The organism is Faucicola mancuniensis, assembly GCF_046523945.1.
Taxonomy (GTDB): domain Bacteria; phylum Pseudomonadota; class Gammaproteobacteria; order Pseudomonadales; family Moraxellaceae; genus Faucicola; species Faucicola mancuniensis.
Genome location: NZ_CP171363.1, coordinates 1,944,254 through 1,957,263 on the forward strand (window position 1 = coordinate 1,944,254; position 13,010 = coordinate 1,957,263).

Below are 13,010 nucleotides of genomic sequence, written 5' to 3' on the forward strand. Positions count from 1 at the left end.
GCATTAAAAATTCAAATTTGTATAAGAAAGCCCATTTATGCCAAATATTACCGCAACTTTTCCCATTATCGGCTATGTGCGTTCGCCACTTCGTCAAAAATTTGGCATTCCACGTCAACCCAATTTGGTCGCTGTGCCGTCTGTGATTGAGTTTTTGCCACCGTTTAACAATCCGCAAGCCTTTGATGGTATTGAAGATTTTAGCCATTTGTGGATTTTGTGGCAATTTCATCAAAATCGCATTGCCGATAACGAACATTTTTCCGCTCAAATCCGCCCGCCACGTCTAGGCGGTAACGAAAAAATTGGCGTTTTTGCCAGTCGCAGTATGTACCGACCGAGCAATATTGGGCTGTCGGTGGTGGCGTTGGATTATTTTGACCCAAAAACAGGGCAACTGCACATCATCGGTGGCGATATGTTAGATGGCACGCCTGTGCTAGATGTCAAGCCATACATCGCTTATAGCGATAGCATAGCGACTGCCAATAGCGGTTTTGCACCGCAAAAACCTGCGACCAAAACCGTGATTATCAGCGAATTTGTTTACACAAAATTTGAACAATTTATCCATCAAAATAGCCTAAGCAAAAAAGATATTGCCATCATTGAGCAATTGATTGCCCAAGACCCACGCCCAGCATATCGGCAAGTGTTGGACAATCGGCAATTTGTTATGCAATATAAAGATGTTGATATCACTTTTTTGCAAACCGATAATCAAACTTTGTCCATTATTAATGTGGTAAAAGTTGAAAATTGAGCGTTTTTTTGAAAATCCTTAAGTTTTTTGGGGAATATTGCTGAAATCTTGCCACAATGCGAAATTTTTCACAAAAAACAAGCGATTTTATCCAAAATTTTTAAGGTTTTTTTTGTCAAAATTCGGTATCATATGCCAAATTGATTTTTTAGCAAAGGTAATGTTAAATTCTATGAACAACATAACATTTACAAATCGCACTTTCAAAAAATTGGTGTTAGCAATTTGTGCGACAGCGTTTGCCATGTCGGTAACGGTTTCTGCTGTGGCGGCTGATGATACAAACACCATTGCCATTGATATGTCGGAATTGTCAACTACCAAAGAAGAAGTCGCTGTTTTACAAGTGCTGTCAGAGATTTGTCCACCCATGTTGAACAAAAAACAACAACAAGGCTTTGCAACGGCTTATAATGTTGAACTAAAAAATTTAATGCCGACCATCACCGACCCACGCATGGCGGTGCAGTATTTATCTACGCAACAAGATTATAAACAAATTTTGGAAGAAACTCGCCAATGGACGTTGGGTTTTTCTAATGCCGATAACAAACAAGTGTGTCAAGAGTTGGCAGATTCTGCAATTTAATGACGTATCATTGCATAAAACCCTGATTAATTTGGTTAATTAGGGTTTTGTTTTATGTTATTAAATATTTGCGAAATGTTACAATTATTTGATAAATATTGAATTTTTGGCTTTTTGTTTGTTGGTGGTTTTGGTAAGATAGCATTTTTTTAGGTATGAAAAGGGTAAGGTTTATGTACGCATTGAAATCTCGTCAATCATTAAAAATGGCGACAGTCATAGTAGCTTCTATGTTGAGTGTGTCAGCGTTTGCAGTGGCACAGCCAGAGCTGGATAACAATAGCTATATTTTGATGGATTATGATACAGGGATAATTCTCGCCCAAAAAAATGCCGACCAACCGTTTCCACCTGCGTCATTAACCAAAATGATGACCAGTTATATCATTGAGCAACGCCTATTAACAGGCAAATTACAAGAAAATGAACCTGTCAAAATGACCGAAGAAGCGTGGTGTCGTGGCAGTAGTGTGGAATCTTGTATGTATGTGCCTGTTAATACGACTGCAAGTGCGTTGGATATGTTAAAAGGCATTATCATTCAGTCGGGTAATGACGCTGCTAAAGCGATGGCACAACATATCGCAGGTAGCGAGCCTGCCTTTGCAGAGCTGATGAACCAAGAAGCCAAAAAAATTGGCATGACCAATACCCACTTTGTCAATGCGACAGGTTTGCCAGACAAAGGACATCAAGCATCTGCCAAAGATTTGGCACATCTTGCCAAAGCAATTATTCAAAATAGCAATAAATACTACCCATTATATTCTCAAAAAGAATTTACCTATCACAATATCAAACAAGGCAATCGCAACGCCTTGTTATATACCGACCCAACGGTGGACGGTTTAAAAACAGGTCATACCAATGAAGCAGGTTATTGTCTGGTCGCGTCTAGCAAACGCCAAGATATGCGTTTGATTTCGGTGATTATGGGTACAAAGTCTGAAAAAGAACGTGCCAACCAATCCCGAGAGCTGTTAGACTGGGGATTTGGGCATTTTACAACCAAAGTTGTCGCCCCTGCTGGACAAGCCCAAGGCGAAATTCCTGTGTCGTATGGCAAAGTGAATAATGTCGCAGTCAAAACTGCCAGTAATTTACAGGTTTTAACCGAAAAAATCAATCAAGACAAAATCACCACCGTTGTTAATATGCCAAAAACCGTCAAAGCCCCCATTCAACAAGGGCAAGAAGTCGGTACATTAGTTGCGATGTTAAACGGTCAACAAGTCGCATCTGTGCCGTTGGTTGCTGATGTGGCGGTGGAACAAGCAGGGATTTTTAAACGCATTTGGCAATATATTACCAGTTTGTTTTAATTCATCAATTAAAATATTGTGTTTTTGTAGGGGCTTATTGCATAAGCCCTTTTTTATCATATATGATAAATACGATTAACTGACCTTTTTAACAAGCTGGGTTTCGCTTAGTTTTTGGTTATATTCATTTACCAAAACGTCTTGTTTGGTTTCGTTAAGCTGTTCGGCTAGACGTGGAAAAATAAACGCTTCTTCATGTCGCATATGGCTGTCTAACTGATCAACCAACTCACGAATCAGTCCAGCACGTCTGCTATCTTGTGGTGTGAGTAGTGAAATATCTTCTACAAACTGTTCAAAATAATGATGTTCGTCAACGGCATATTGTAAGGCTTTTTCGCTAAAAGATTCATTGGCAGAATCGCCACGGTGCATGACCTTAAATGCAATGTATTCTTCGGCTTTTTCATGGGCAAAAAACTGTTGCCAAAGCGATTGAAATATTGTTTCTATGTCTGTTTCATTATTACTATTTATCAGTTGTTGTCCTAGGCTGCGAATATTTTCGTGGCTTTTTTGTAACGCTTCAATTAGTTTTGTCATAACATCACCTTTATTCATGTTGTCCTACATTAGCACCTATCACCATAATGCTAGCAGTTTTTTCTTACCTATAGGGCTTATGCATTTTTATTATTTCAATTTTTAAAATAAGACGCTAGATCGCTGCATACGCAGGGGTGACGGAAACCTAGAAATATTCGTCATTCCTGCGAAGGCAGGAATCCAATGTCTTTTGCGTAAGTCCTAACCTATTATTTTACACGATTATTGTTGGATTGTTTATGGCAAATTGCCCAAGACTGATGAATGGGCTTTTTAATGTCATAATCAAAACCAATCGTTTGTGAAGTTAATTCTATCACCGAATATCGCTCGCTTATCTGTTTATCAAGCTCAAATTTGGTAAAATTGTTAGAAAAATACAAAATACCGTCCGCTGTCAAACGGTTCATTGCTCGGTTAATCAGTGCCGTATGGTCTCGCTGTACGTCAAATGTCCCATGAAATTTTTTGGAATTAGAAAAAGTCGGTGGGTCAATAAAAATCACATCGTACTGCTCGGTATTATTTTTTATCCAATCAAACACATCATGAGCGATAAATTGATAATTTGGCAAATCTGGCAAACCATTTAACGCAAAATTTTTACGCCCCCAATCCAAATAATTTTGTGATAAATCCACACTGGTAACCGATTTTGCACCACCAAGCCCTGCATGAACGCTTGCCGTACAAGTGTAGGCAAACAGATTTAACACGTTTTTGCCACGAGAATTTTCCGCTATCATTTTGCGAATACTGCGGTGGTCAAGGAACAAACCTGTGTCCAAATAATCGCTAAAATTCACCAAAAAAAATGCACGTTGATTTTGGGCGGTCGGCTCGCTCACCACATAAAACTTACCTGTGTTGCCTTTTTTCTCGTATTGCTCATTGCCTGACTGTCTGGCACGAGTTTTGATAAACACTTGTTCACGATTGGCTTGCAACACTTCACGAATGCCAAGCAAGGCTAAATTAAAGCGTTTTTTGGCGGTTTCTGGTGGAATGGATTTTGGAGCCGCATATTCTTGTACATGAACAAAATTGCCGTAAATATCTACCGCTACTTTAAAATCTGGTAAATCCGCATCGTACACACGCAGATTGGTAACTTGTTGTTTTTTCGCCAATTTTTTTAGATTGGCAAGATTTTTTTGTAAACGATTGACAAAATCTTGCCCTTCTTCCACGTTAATTTCTCGTTTTTCAAAACGTTCAATCAAGTTTAATTCATGATTTTTGTTGAGTAATCCATAACGGAAATATACGGTAATCGCACCGTTATGGCAACGCAACGTTTTTGGCTCAAGAATGGCTAAAGTATCGGCTTGTTCAACTTTTGCCGACAAAACGCCTAAAGTAATTGGTGCTTGACTATTAGCAAATAAATGTTGTAATTTTTTACCAAGTCCTTGATACAATGGCTTAATCAATTCTTCTTCGCCAAGTCGCTCACCGTATGGCGGATTGGTGATAATCAGCGGATTTTTCCACGCATTGACTTGTTTTTCTACCGCAAGATTGAGCGTTGCCAATGAACGTTGTTGCAAGGTAATTTTGTTAATAATCGGTGTTAGCCCTGCCGCCATTAGGTTTTTGTGGGTCGCTCGCACCGCTTTTGCATCCATGTCAAAACCAAAAACGGCAGGCATTTCACCGTTTGCCATGCGTTGAATTTTGTCGTGAAAACGGCTTTGTGCGTCCGTTACCATATTTTGCCAAAGCGTGTCATCATGATGTTGCCACGCATAAAAACCGAACTGATTGTCCGCTTTATCAAGCCCAACGGCATAGTCCGCTTTCATCAGCAAGGCTTCAATCAGTAACGTGCCAGAGCCACACATCGGGTCAATAATCACGTCAAAATCTTTTTGATGAAAATCCACGCTGTAAAGTAGTGCAGAGGCAAGGCTTTCCTTAAGTGGTGCGTCCGTCATGGCGACACGGTAGCCACGTCTGTGTAGCGAAGTGCCTGATAAATCAAGGTATAGCTCGGCTTGCTTGTCATTTACCGTTGCAAAAATATGAAAATCTGGATTTTTGTCCACATTTGGGCGACTGCCGATTTTTTCGTTAAATTGGTCAGCAATCGCATCTTTGACACGGAGCATGGTAAATTGTTGGTTCGCTTGTACACGTTTATCAAGACTTAGACGAATGGCAAACGTTTGTTCAACGTTAAACAAATTTGTCCAGTTTACACTTTTGGCAAAAGTGTATAATTGTTCGGCAATATCATATTCTGTGTTAATATTTTTTTTGCCAAGTGGTAACAGTACACGAGATGCAACCCTTGACCATAGGCAGATTTGATAAATTTGAGCAAGCGTTAAATCAGCGGTCAAACGTCCTGTTTGTTTGATGTCGGTGTGAATGTTAAAGCTGTTTAATTCGGTTTGTAGCGGAATTTCTAAACCGTTAGCACAGGTGATAATGATAGGAAAATTAGAATTTTGTTGAGTTGTCATAGCGTTTGCCAAATTGGATAAAATAAAATTAATCGGTTATTTTATCACAATTTTCAGTTTTTTAGCATGAAATGATGTTATTTGGCAATTTCAGCGGTAAGAATGCGTGGGCTATCGTCATTTTTTTGTAACACCAATTGCATATGCGGATACGGTGTCAAAATCCCTTCATTATCAAGGGCTTGTTTAATCTGTTCTCGCATGATTTCTTTAATCACAGGCATACGAGCAACATGGGGCGGATTGACCCAAAACCGCACGATAAAATGTACGCCAAAATCGCCAATCTTGTCCACCGTTGCTGTTGGAGCAGGGCGATGAACGATTTCTTTGGTGTATTCTAACACTCGCAAAATCGCATCACGGGCTTGCTCAATTTCTGCCTCCAACGCAATGCGAACTTCAATGTCAAAGCGAATCAGACTTTTTGATGTTAAATTCACCACTTCCGCTGATGCGACCGTTGAATTTGGAAAAATCACCGTGATATTGTCCCTTGTCAAAATCTGTGTAGTGCGTAACGCAATCTGCACCACTTTGCCCTCTTGACCGTTGATATTGACCCAATCGCCTACCTGAAACGACTGCTCAATCAAAATGGTAATCCCAGCGATAAAATTCGCCAACGTGGACTGAGCGGCAAAACCCACTGCAATCCCTGCAATACCAAGACCTGCTACCACTGACACAATGTCAAAACCAAACTGTGCCATCACGCTTGCTATCCACAAAATAATAATCAACATGGATAACAAATTGTGCAACAACTGCTCAATGGACGCATTTAAGCCATAATTTTGGAGCATTTTTTCCATCAAATAGCCCAAATTATACCAAATCAAATAAAACAGCACCGACCAAATGCCTGCTTTGGCGGTGGCTTTCACCGTTTCTGGCTCAAAATCCAATTGGCTCATAATCGCAAGCAAACTGGTAAACAGCCATAATATACGAGCGGTGAGCATAAACGAATTGCGAAATTTGCTTTCAATTTTACCAAAACGGCTGTGTTTGATAATATACAAGGTCAGCCAATACATAAAACCCAAAATCACAAGCAAAATTAATATCTTAACGCCAACCTCTGCCATATTGGCAAAATAATACGACCAATTGACGACTTCGTCTTCTAACGAACCGCCAATCGCTTGGTAAAAATCCAAGTACAAATCGTTATAAATTTGCTCAAAAAATTTTTTTACATTTTTCATGAAAATTGCCAAATCTGGTGAAATGGATTAGGACTGTTGTAACAAGTCAAACAGTTTTTGCACATGACCTTTTGCCCTTACGTTGCGTAATTCATGCTGTAGTTTAGCATTTTTGTCAAAAACAAAGGTAGAACGCACGACACCAAGACTGGTTTTGCCGTATAATTTCTTTTCGCCAATCACACCAAAATATTGGCACAATGTTTCATCGCTATCGCTGATTAAGGCAAAATTGATGGCTTTGTTAATAATAAACTTTTGATGGCTTTTGACGCTATCACGAGATACGCCAATGATGTGATAGCCCAATTTGGCAAAAGCGTCTTTGTGTTCGCTAAAGTCTTGGGCTTGTACGCTACAACCTGCGGTGTTATCTTTTGGATAAAAATAAACAATCAATCCGATATCGTTTTTGGCGATGTAATCGGTTAAAATAAGTGTTTTGGTTGTCAAATTGTCAATATTGGTGTTGGTTACGGTTGGATTTTGGACGGCGGTTAGGGCAAAGTTTGGCAGTGTGATAGACATGGCGTATTTTCCTGAAAATTTACGATATTATACCGTTTTGATGCCCTGATTTGTCAATAAAACTTCGCAAATTTTTTATTGCATTATTTTTACAAAAAATTTAAAAAACATAAAAAGGTTATTTATGAAACTTGTTTGTCAAACGTGTACGCAGTTTTTACCAAAAACCGCTATGATGTGTCCAAATTGTGGTAGTCGGCATTTGTTTCCAGAAAATCAGTCGCCTGTGGCAGGGACGGATATGTCAGCAATGTTGGACGATGTGGGGGCAAAAGTTGAGCCATATCAAAATACGACAAATGTCGAACAAGTGGCGAATGAACCACAAGTTTATCAAGAAAAGGTTTATCAAGATAGCATTTCTCAAGAAAACCTTTCGCAAGAGCCTGTTTATCAAGAGCCTATTTATCAAGAGCCAGTTTCTCCAACACCCATTTTTGAACAATCAACTTATGATGTTGTAGGACAATCGGCTTTACCACCGACTTGTTATACCCATAAGCGAGCCAATCAAATGCAGTATACAGGCGTGTTTAAGCGGGGTTTTGCGTGGGTGATTGATTTGGTATTGGTGGCGGTGGTGTTGGGTCTTGGCTATCAATTTTTGTTGCCAGATTTGTTAAAAATGGCAGGCATGACGGCACTCAATGAGCCGACTTTGGCGGTGATTGCGTTGAATGTGTATGTGGTTTATATGGCGATGTTTACTTGTATGGCTCGTCAAGGCACGATTGGTAAAATGATAATGGGGCTTTGGGTGTTTGATACGGACGGTCATCGGATTGGGTTTTTTCATGCAGTTTTGCGTGAGATTTTTAAGGTGTTGTTGTTGCCGTTGTTTTTTGTGGGGTGGTTTACTGCTCGTAAACAAAATTTGGCGGATTTGATTACCCAAACGGTGGTTTTGTATGACCCAAGCTAATAGTTTGTTCTAAAAGGAAAAAATAATGCGTTATAACTTAGATTTTATCAGTGATGATGATATTTTTAATCATGTCAAAAACACGATTGAAAAATATCGTTCTATTATCGGTTTAAAAGAATTTCAAAAAAATATCATTGACCCCATCAAATTAACCTGTGATGCTAAAATTTATCAACAATCTTTGGAAGATATTATTGAAGTAGAAGTCATTCGCCAGTTGGATAAGTCCAATAACAATCACATCGGATATTTTCACCAAAATTTATTTCAGTATATTGACGGTTGGGAAGTGCCAAAACAGGGCTTGAAACTGCTTCTTGAAATCTAACCAAATCCATCTTAGAATATCCAAATGAACAAATTAATTAGTATCAACGAAGCATCAAAACAACTTGGCGTATCTATCTCAACATTACGTAGATGGGGCAAAAGTGGCATGCTTGTTGCCCAAAGAACGCCAAAAGGACACAGACGTTACGATAAGTACTAGAATGACCCTAATACGTGGACACATCATCGCCCTAGACCCAACGAATAAACAAGCAACCTACTTTGCAAAGGCTTGCGGTGTGGCTCGTCTTGCCTATAACTGGGCGTTAGATAATTGGCAAAAACAATACCAAGCCGATAAAACTTATCGTGATGAATGCTTGAAAAATGGCATAGAAATTGACAAAAACCAGCTTAACCAGCCTAGTCAAGGCAAATTAAGAAAACAACTTAACGCCATAAAACGTGAAAAATTCCCCTTTATGCTCGAAGTAACCAAATGTAGCCCACAACTTGCCATCATGCAACTAGGAGACGCATTCAAACGCTTTTTTAAAGGTGAAAGCAAATACCCACAATTTCGCAAAAAAGGCGTAAATGACAGATTTAGCTTATCCAACGACCAACTTAGAATAGACAGCAAACGCATAAAAATCCCTAATTTAGGCTGGGTTAAAATGCGTGAAAACTTGCGTTTACAAGGCAAAATCCTATCCGCCAAAATCTTTAAACAAGGCGAAAAATGGTTTGTATCGGTTGCCGTTGAATTACAAGACATCATCAAACCACAACCCAAAACAGACAAACAAGTTGGTATTGATTTAGGAATAACAGACCTTGCCACCTTGTCAAATGGTGAAAAAATCCAAGCACCAAAACCATTAAAAAACAAACTCAAACAACTAAGACGATTGAATAAAAGTTTATCAAGAAAACAAAAAGGCTCTAAAAACCGTGAAAAGGCAAAAACCAAGCTATCACGGCTACACTTTAAAATCAGCAATATCAGAAAAGACTTTTTGCACAAACTGACCACTCATTTGGTAAAAAGATTTGATACCATTTGCCTTGAAAACCTAAATGTAAAAGGCATGGTAAAGAATAAAAAACTTAGCCGTGCGATTAATGATTTAGGTTTTTACGAATTTAAAAGGCAACTGATTTATAAAGCGAACCAATGGGGCAAGACCATTAAAGAGTTAGACCGCTTTTATCCATCAAGTAAAACCTGTTCATGTTGTGGCTTTATCATGGATAAAGCAGATTTAACGTTAGCAATGAGAAATTGGGCTTGCCCGAACTGTCAAACACTCCACGACAGAGACATTAATGCTGCGATGAATATTTTAAATCATGCAACTAAGGTTTTAACAATCTAATATTTTTGGCGGTGAGTTCCACCGTGTCAGCCTATGGAGTTGATGTAAGTCTTAAGTCAAATGACAAGAGCAAACAACGTTGAAGTAGGAAGAAAACGCTAAATTTGCTCTTGTGTAGATTTAGGTAGGTTTTTCGGAACGGCAGTCGTTGTATCAGGCTTTGGCAAAATTTGATGAAAATCAGTTAAAAATCCGAGCCAGTCGTGCTAAGACTTATTTAAATAGTGCCAAACGTGGTAAAGCTTTGCTTAACAAGGCATTAGAAACCCAATAATAAACAAAATTTAATTAATAACTTGTTGTATAAGTTCGTCCGAGAACATCATGCCAAAAATTTTTAGCAAAATTAATGTTAATAAAACAGCCAGCCCAACCATTAAAATCATCAATCAAGCGGTGATATTAGCCATCGTTTGGTTACTGCTTATTATTGGATTTTTGTTGGCAAATTATGGCAATCAACCCAAACTACAACGCTACCAACTAGAAATGGCAAGCCATACCACAGGCGTTGAAAAATTAAACTTGCTAAAAAATCACTGTGGCGACAAAGTCAGCCAAACTATCTACGACTACCGCAACGACCCAAATTTTACCATTGACAAAGCCTGTACCATTCTCACCGACAGCACCCAACGCCAAACCTTGCAACAACAAAGCCTTGCACAACTTAACAACATTCAAACGCAACTAAAAACCGCTTGGCAAGCCCAAAAACGCTCGCAACGCCAAACCGACCTTGTCAAAAACGAAACAGGCATTCAACTCGGAGCGGACAAACTCACCGACCGCAAAAGTTGGCTAAATCTCAACGACAACGGACAACTTGACAGCATTCACAAACTTTTGGCGATTAACACCGCCAATTTTAACGAAAACACCAAACAAAACTGGGCGATTTCGCTCATGGCGGTCGCTGATGGTAATCGTGGTTTTGTCTATAGCCAGTTGTTCGCCAGTCAGCCTGATATTGCCAAAACGCTGAACCAGTCGGCTCGCGATATTGCGTTGATTTATGAAGCCAATCGCAACCAACAAAAAGCCGAACAAGCGGATAAACTTTTGCCATTTTTTGGCTCAATCACTCATTTTGGCATGATGACGCAGTTGTTTATTTGGTCGTGGTTGGCATTTTTGTTGTTACATTTGCCGACTATTTTGCAGACAAGTTTTGGTAAAAATACACTCTTAAGCCACCCTGTGTCGCTGATAGGTTGGGCGATGATGGCGTGGGGCGTGGTGATTGCTGTTGTCAGTCATTTTGTGATTTTATCCATGCAAATAGGCGTAATTATCGCCTGTGTGGGGCTGTTTTGGCTGTTGTTGTGTCTATTTTCACCCATCAAAAAAGCGTTGGCAAAACATACAGATAACCGAGAGTTATTGGCTTCGGTTTGGACGTATCCATTATTTGTCGGCTTTGTGGTGTTTGGTTTGTTGATTTTGTTTGATTTAAGCACACGCAGTTATTTGCCGTTACGCTATGTATTTTTGAACCATTTTAAAGATGTGTTTTGGTGTTTTGTGTTTGTAAGCCTTAGCCGTCCATTGGCGTTGTTGAGCAGTTTTTTGTTAAAAAAATTGATTGCAAACAATGTGTTACAAGTATTTTGGGCGAATGATAATTTTGCCAAAAAATTGTCTTATGTTTGGCTTACATTTTTGGCAACCGCCTTTTTATCGCTTGCGGTTGTCATGCACAACGACCCTGCCAAAGTATCCGAATTGGCAAAACTGTGGCTCATCGTATTTTTGGCGGTATTTTTGGCAATCAATCAACGCCAATTAATCAGCCAATTATTTTTAAAATCTAAAAAAATGACAGTTTTGTTGGCATTTGCGTTGCTTTTACCGATTTTGGCATTGTTAATCGCTGGTGAAAAAGGCACGATTCTGGTATTTTTGTTTGGTTTTACTTTTTTGGTGGGCGTTGCCTTGTCCAACAAAATTTTTCAAATGGGCGGGCGTGGGGCGGTCATTGGCGTGTTGTCCAGTACGGCGATTTTGTTAATGGTGATGATGTTGTTGGTGAATTTAAGCGGTTTTGACGACCGCACCGCCGAGCGTGTCAGTTCGTGGATAAATCCGTTTATCGCCACCAACGACCAAATGGCGATTTTGCATTGGTTTCGTGAGAGCGTGCCGATATTGGGCTATGGTTTTGGTGATATTCCGTGGTGCGGTTATCAACTGACTGGCTGTCAAGGCGTGCCGATGCAGATGCAGTCGGATTATACGATTACGTCTGTGATGGCGGTGGTCGGGGTGTTTCCTGCGGTGGCGGTGATGGCGGTGTATTTTGGGTGGCTTGCGTGGATTGCTCGTCAGCAGATGGCGTTTGCCAATGAGCAGATGAAAAGTCGTTTGTTATCAAGTGGTTATTTTTTGTTGGCGTGGGTGATTTTGTTGTGGGTGGTTTTGACAGTGTTTCAGGCGTTGGTAACGATTTCGGGAAATTTGGGAATGTTGCCTTTGACGGGAGTTACCTTGCCGTTTTTGAGTTATGGGACGAGTAATTTGTGGTTTAATACCATTATGTTAAGTTTGGCGTTGTTTCAACCGAAATTGATGTTGGATAAAGGCAATTAAATGATAAAAGGCAAAACAATGTTAAAATCTAAAAACTTTAATAAATTACCGAGTATTGATAAAAACTATACATTTAAGAACTTTAGCAATAAAATTTAAACTTGCTATAAATCGCTAACGGCTTTTGCTAAAATATCTCTAATCAATAAATTTACTCAACATCTCAATAGGATAAAAATATGTTAAATATTAATATGTTCCAAGATAAACAAATTACTATTCCTAATACTGTCTTGCAATCTACTCATATTTCACCCAACGATGATTTAGAAATTCAATATCAAGAAAGCGTTATTATGCTCGTCCGTCAAACGGTTAAACCAAGCAAAAAATCACTGTTAGATTTTGCAGGTATTACACAAGGCTTGTATGGTAATACAACCGAAGAACGCCAAAAATATATGAATGAAGATTAGAATA

13 protein-coding genes are annotated in these 13,010 nt (G+C 39.2%); 9 read left to right on the forward strand and 4 right to left on the reverse strand.

All coding sequences use genetic code 11. The annotated features are described in order from the left end of the window. The first annotated feature begins 37 nt into the window (after positions 1–37). The 3 genes from tsaA (at position 38) to ACGTJS_RS09610 (ending at position 2,674) form a co-directional block, all read left to right on the forward strand. Entirely contained in the window at positions 38–763 is a 726-nt protein-coding gene (tsaA, locus tag ACGTJS_RS09600) for a tRNA (N6-threonylcarbamoyladenosine(37)-N6)-methyltransferase TrmO (protein WP_410471894.1), read from the forward strand. 172 nt (positions 764–935) lie between these two features. Then, a complete protein-coding gene (locus ACGTJS_RS09605) occupies positions 936–1,352 on the forward strand; it encodes an MCR_0457 family protein (protein WP_410471895.1) in 417 nt (138 codons plus the stop codon). A gap of 173 nt (positions 1,353–1,525) precedes the next feature. Beyond that, positions 1,526–2,674, forward strand: a complete 1,149-nt coding sequence (locus ACGTJS_RS09610) for a D-alanyl-D-alanine carboxypeptidase family protein (protein WP_410471896.1) — start codon at positions 1,526–1,528, stop codon at positions 2,672–2,674. 75 nt (positions 2,675–2,749) lie between these two features. On the opposite strand, the gene ACGTJS_RS09615 is transcribed toward ACGTJS_RS09610, so the two are convergent. From ACGTJS_RS09615 to ACGTJS_RS09630, 4 genes are all read right to left on the reverse strand, one after another. Next, positions 2,750–3,217 (reverse strand): hemerythrin domain-containing protein, encoded by a 468-nt coding sequence (locus ACGTJS_RS09615; RefSeq protein WP_410471897.1) that lies wholly within the window; start codon positions 3,215–3,217, stop codon positions 2,750–2,752. Positions 3,218–3,429: 212 nt separating this feature from the next. Then, on the reverse strand, positions 3,430–5,688 hold the full coding sequence (gene rlmKL, locus ACGTJS_RS09620) for a bifunctional 23S rRNA (guanine(2069)-N(7))-methyltransferase RlmK/23S rRNA (guanine(2445)-N(2))-methyltransferase RlmL (protein WP_410471898.1): 2,259 nt from the start codon (positions 5,686–5,688) through the stop codon (positions 3,430–3,432). 77 nt (positions 5,689–5,765) lie between these two features. Continuing rightward, positions 5,766–6,899 (reverse strand): mechanosensitive ion channel family protein, encoded by a 1,134-nt coding sequence (locus ACGTJS_RS09625; RefSeq protein ID WP_410471899.1) that lies wholly within the window; start codon positions 6,897–6,899, stop codon positions 5,766–5,768. A gap of 27 nt (positions 6,900–6,926) precedes the next feature. Then, the gene (locus tag ACGTJS_RS09630; protein WP_410471900.1) at positions 6,927–7,427 is read right to left on the reverse strand and encodes a peroxiredoxin; all 501 of its coding nucleotides are present in this window, start codon (positions 7,425–7,427) and stop codon (positions 6,927–6,929) included. Positions 7,428–7,551: 124 nt separating this feature from the next. On the opposite strand from ACGTJS_RS09630, the gene ACGTJS_RS09635 reads away from it, so the two are divergent. The 6 genes from ACGTJS_RS09635 (at position 7,552) to ACGTJS_RS09660 (ending at position 13,006) form a co-directional block, all read left to right on the forward strand. After that, positions 7,552–8,349 carry an RDD family protein gene (locus ACGTJS_RS09635; protein WP_410471901.1) on the forward strand — a complete coding sequence of 266 codons (798 nt, stop codon included), beginning with the start codon at positions 7,552–7,554 and terminating at the stop codon, positions 8,347–8,349. A 25-nt stretch (positions 8,350–8,374) separates the two neighbouring features. Further along, positions 8,375–8,680, forward strand: a complete 306-nt coding sequence (locus ACGTJS_RS09640) for an Eco47II family restriction endonuclease (protein ID WP_410471902.1) — start codon at positions 8,375–8,377, stop codon at positions 8,678–8,680. 24 nt (positions 8,681–8,704) lie between these two features. Next, positions 8,705–8,842, forward strand: coding sequence for a MerR family transcriptional regulator (locus ACGTJS_RS09645; RefSeq protein ID WP_410471903.1), 138 nt, complete (start codon positions 8,705–8,707; stop codon positions 8,840–8,842). Between the two features lies 1 nt (position 8,843). Next, the gene (locus ACGTJS_RS09650; RefSeq protein ID WP_410471904.1) at positions 8,844–10,001 is read left to right on the forward strand and encodes an RNA-guided endonuclease InsQ/TnpB family protein; all 1,158 of its coding nucleotides are present in this window, start codon (positions 8,844–8,846) and stop codon (positions 9,999–10,001) included. Between the two features lie 324 nt (positions 10,002–10,325). Continuing rightward, a complete protein-coding gene (locus ACGTJS_RS09655; protein ID WP_410471905.1) occupies positions 10,326–12,590 on the forward strand; it encodes an FtsW/RodA/SpoVE family cell cycle protein in 2,265 nt (754 codons plus the stop codon). Positions 12,591–12,769: 179 nt separating this feature from the next. Continuing rightward, on the forward strand, positions 12,770–13,006 hold the full coding sequence (locus ACGTJS_RS09660) for a hypothetical protein (protein ID WP_410471906.1): 237 nt from the start codon (positions 12,770–12,772) through the stop codon (positions 13,004–13,006). Positions 13,007–13,010 lie beyond the last annotated feature (4 nt).

Bases quoted from the DNA above. Each gene is read 5' to 3' on its own strand.
- tsaA (WP_410471894.1), top strand. From the start codon at position 38: ATGCCAAATATTACCGCAACTTTTCCCATTATCGGCTATGTGCGTTCG.
- ACGTJS_RS09605 (WP_410471895.1), top strand. From the start codon at position 936: ATGAACAACATAACATTTACAAATCGCACTTTCAAAAAATTGGTGTTA.
- ACGTJS_RS09610 (WP_410471896.1), top strand. From the start codon at position 1,526: ATGTACGCATTGAAATCTCGTCAATCATTAAAAATGGCGACAGTCATA.
- ACGTJS_RS09615 (WP_410471897.1), bottom strand. From the start codon at position 3,217: ATGACAAAACTAATTGAAGCGTTACAAAAAAGCCACGAAAATATTCGC.
- rlmKL (WP_410471898.1), bottom strand. From the start codon at position 5,688: ATGACAACTCAACAAAATTCTAATTTTCCTATCATTATCACCTGTGCT.
- ACGTJS_RS09625 (WP_410471899.1), bottom strand. From the start codon at position 6,899: ATGAAAAATGTAAAAAAATTTTTTGAGCAAATTTATAACGATTTGTAC.
- ACGTJS_RS09630 (WP_410471900.1), bottom strand. From the start codon at position 7,427: ATGTCTATCACACTGCCAAACTTTGCCCTAACCGCCGTCCAAAATCCA.
- ACGTJS_RS09635 (WP_410471901.1), top strand. From the start codon at position 7,552: ATGAAACTTGTTTGTCAAACGTGTACGCAGTTTTTACCAAAAACCGCT.
- ACGTJS_RS09640 (WP_410471902.1), top strand. From the start codon at position 8,375: ATGCGTTATAACTTAGATTTTATCAGTGATGATGATATTTTTAATCAT.
- ACGTJS_RS09645 (WP_410471903.1), top strand. From the start codon at position 8,705: ATGAACAAATTAATTAGTATCAACGAAGCATCAAAACAACTTGGCGTA.
- ACGTJS_RS09650 (WP_410471904.1), top strand. From the start codon at position 8,844: ATGACCCTAATACGTGGACACATCATCGCCCTAGACCCAACGAATAAA.
- ACGTJS_RS09655 (WP_410471905.1), top strand. From the start codon at position 10,326: ATGCCAAAAATTTTTAGCAAAATTAATGTTAATAAAACAGCCAGCCCA.
- ACGTJS_RS09660 (WP_410471906.1), top strand. From the start codon at position 12,770: ATGTTAAATATTAATATGTTCCAAGATAAACAAATTACTATTCCTAAT.